Origin of the sequence: Anaerotignum lactatifermentans DSM 14214, assembly GCF_900142265.1 — a bacterium.
Classification (GTDB): domain Bacteria; phylum Bacillota; class Clostridia; order Lachnospirales; family Anaerotignaceae; genus Anaerotignum; species Anaerotignum lactatifermentans.
The window spans coordinates 1-2,667 of sequence record NZ_FRAH01000137.1 but is presented as its reverse complement, the minus strand read 5'-3'; the positions used below and the strand labels follow the sequence as shown (position 1 = coordinate 2,667).

5 protein-coding genes are annotated in these 2,667 nt (G+C 47.2%); all 5 read right to left on the bottom strand.

The annotated features are described in order from the left end of the window. Positions 1 to 175: 175 nt before the first annotated feature. Positions 176 to 472 carry a DUF3847 domain-containing protein gene (locus BUB35_RS18040; protein WP_002592867.1) on the bottom strand — a complete coding sequence of 99 codons (297 nt, stop codon included), beginning with the start codon at positions 470 to 472 and terminating at the stop codon, positions 176 to 178. Between the two features lie 131 nt (positions 473 to 603). Then, complete coding sequence (locus tag BUB35_RS18035; RefSeq protein ID WP_002584969.1) at positions 604 to 1,437, bottom strand: methyltransferase domain-containing protein; 834 nt, start codon at positions 1,435 to 1,437, stop codon at positions 604 to 606. A 185-nt stretch (positions 1,438 to 1,622) separates the two neighbouring features. Continuing rightward, positions 1,623 to 1,919 carry a hypothetical protein gene (locus tag BUB35_RS18030; protein ID WP_002592868.1) on the bottom strand — a complete coding sequence of 99 codons (297 nt, stop codon included), beginning with the start codon at positions 1,917 to 1,919 and terminating at the stop codon, positions 1,623 to 1,625. A gap of 134 nt (positions 1,920 to 2,053) precedes the next feature. After that, a complete protein-coding gene (locus BUB35_RS18025) occupies positions 2,054 to 2,245 on the bottom strand; it encodes a transposon-encoded TnpW family protein (protein WP_002592869.1) in 192 nt (63 codons plus the stop codon). A gap of 78 nt (positions 2,246 to 2,323) precedes the next feature. Next, the coding region (locus BUB35_RS18020) for a DUF4368 domain-containing protein (RefSeq protein WP_143185510.1) at positions 2,324 to 2,667 on the bottom strand (344 nt) is incomplete at its 5' end.

Here is a 2,667-nt window from a genome sequence, read left to right as displayed (position 1 = left end):
ACTGTTTTTGTGGGTGTGCAGGGATAGCCGCGTAAGCGGCGCAAGGGGTGCAGCCCCTTGTTGCGGCAAAGCCGCCATATCGGAGCGCGGGGAAAGTTCCCTGTGCGGAGATACGCCCTCGGCAGAGCGCACACGCCCGCAAGGGTGTATAAGTGCGCCCTTTGTTCCAAAGGGATTATTCGCTTTTCCCGCCCTCGGTGCGTTTTTTCAGATAAGCCCGCGCTTCCTCGCTCGTCAGGGCAAGCCGGAGAAAGGCGGCGGCTTCCTCATCGGTCATGGTCTTGGCTTCCGGCACAATGCTCTCAAAGACTGCGCCTCGGACGACCAGCCGGTGGCTGCGCGTCCGGCGTTCCTCTTGGGATAACTTTTGCCGCAACACCTTTTCCCGATTTTCAAGCTGCCGGATTTTCTTCTTCCCGTCCTCAATCTCGGCTTGCAATTCCTCGCGTTTTTTTTCTCTCGGTTTCGTCATGGGTGGTCACTCCTTTCTACCTGTCGGCATAGAAAAAGGACAGTCGATTTCCTCGGCTGTCCTTTTGATTAGGGTGTTTGGTTTACTCCGTTCTGCTCAATAAATGGGAATATTAAATATCAATACGCCCTTTAATACATTCCTATTAAAACATCAGCTTCGATTGTCAAATGTGTGAGAGTACGCCAATCAACGCAATCTTTTTCAACGCAAAAGAGAAGCGGCGTCATTTCAATAAACGACATTCTTTGTTCTGATGACAACTGTACGGTGGCTGAAACCGTTTCTCTTGAAATGGTTTTAAGATATTTCTCAAAATATTCAACGACAGACTCATTTGAATAATCTGGATTTTTCAAGTGTGCTTGCACTTTAGTCCTGATTTCCCTCAAATGATTTTTCGTAGGAATTACTTTCACAACATATCCGTTAGGAGATAGCAATCGCTGAAATTCTTTGTAGTGTGCAGGCGAAAATATGTCTAAAATACAATCCATACTTCCGTCTTTCAAAGGGATTTTTGATAAGTCAGTAACAAACCACTTCACTGCTTTGCGCTTGTCTTTTTTTGATGCAATCTGTATTGCCTCCCTTGACAAGTCAAAGGCAAAGATGTTTCGTTCTGTTCTTTGCTGTATCTGCCTTGCATAGAAACCCTCGCCGCAACCAACATCTAAAATGTTTCTTATAGATGGCGTATCAGAAATAAACTGTATGATTTTCTCCAACACAACATCATACATGCCATACTCCAAAATTTGGTGCCGGTTGTCAAAAGACCGCTTGCTGTAGTTGGTTTTGGGCGATGATTTTAACAACAAATTTACATACCCATATCTTGAAATATCAAAGCAATGTCCATGTCTACAAATTAGGCTATTGCCTTGTATATCCATTGATTTTGTGCAAATTGGGCATTGAAAATAAACCTTGCTGTCTGCAAAGCGTGATAAATTATTATTCATTTGTTTTTCCTCCGTAATTACATCTCTGCTTCAATAAGCGAGTTATGCAATACAGATAACCGCAACATAACTCGCGGTTTTATCTTAATCTCATAAATGTAACCATTGTGTTGTCCTCCAATCAATTCCGCAGTATTACTCTGCTTTTAGAAAAAGTATAGCACAAAACTATGAACATTTCAACTCTATTTCAGCCTGTCGGCGACGTTGCTCTCTCTGGCATACCGCCGCGCCGCTTCCCGCCGTTCCTCGCTGTATGGGGCGGTCAGACGGAAAGAGAAGCGGCCTTTCTCAATGTCAAACTCCATGCAGCCCGTTTCCGGGTCTGCGTCAGTCTGCTGGCAGATCGCCGGATAACGGCGGCTGTATGCAAGCAGACGCTTTTTCAAGGCGGTGTTGTGGGTGCGGATATGGATAAGGGGGTCTTTCTCGTCAAACCAAATATCGGTGGTCTTTTCCTGCTTGGTAAGCCCTGTTCTCATGCAAACTCCTTTCTGTGCCCCTGTTACGCAATAGGGGCATTTTTCGGGTGTTTTCTCCGGCTCTTGACTTGGAGAAAACGGCGTTTTTGACGATAAAAACCGCCCGGACGTGGAATGTATCGTCGGGGCGGCTGTTATCGCAAGATTTCCGATTTTTCCGGCTCTTGACCGTCAGACGCAGATAAACACGAACTGTCGGCAAGTATCGTCTTGAGCAGCTTGTCGCGGAATGTTTCTGTGCTGCTGTGATTGAAAAATAACTCCGCAACAATAGTCTGCCCGTTTCTCTGCGTCGTGATGATACTGTCGGGGGTCTGTTCTGCCATAGGCAGCTCCTTTCTCCGGGCACAAAAGAGGGACTTCCCGTAGCCGGAAAATCCCTCTTGGTTGTCGGTTATTCTGTTTTACTGTGCGGGCTGTGCGGCGGCGGTCTGCGCCTTTCTCCTTGCCCGGTATTCCCGCGCCTTGATACGCTCATACTCCCGCTGCTTTTCAAGGTTTCGCGCCCGGTACTCCCTTGAATACTTCCGGTGGTAGGCGCGGCTCTTTTCCTTTTTGGCTTCTTCGATTTCTTCCCGCATTTGCCGGATTTCCTGCTCTGTCGGCTCTGCAAGCTGCGTTACTTCGTTCTCAAATCTGCCGATATAGTTGAAATATATGCTGATGTGCTGGATTGCGTATCTCGCCCTTTTCTGGTCGCGCTCATGCACTTCAATCCTGCTGATAAACTCGTTGAGAATGGCGGGGG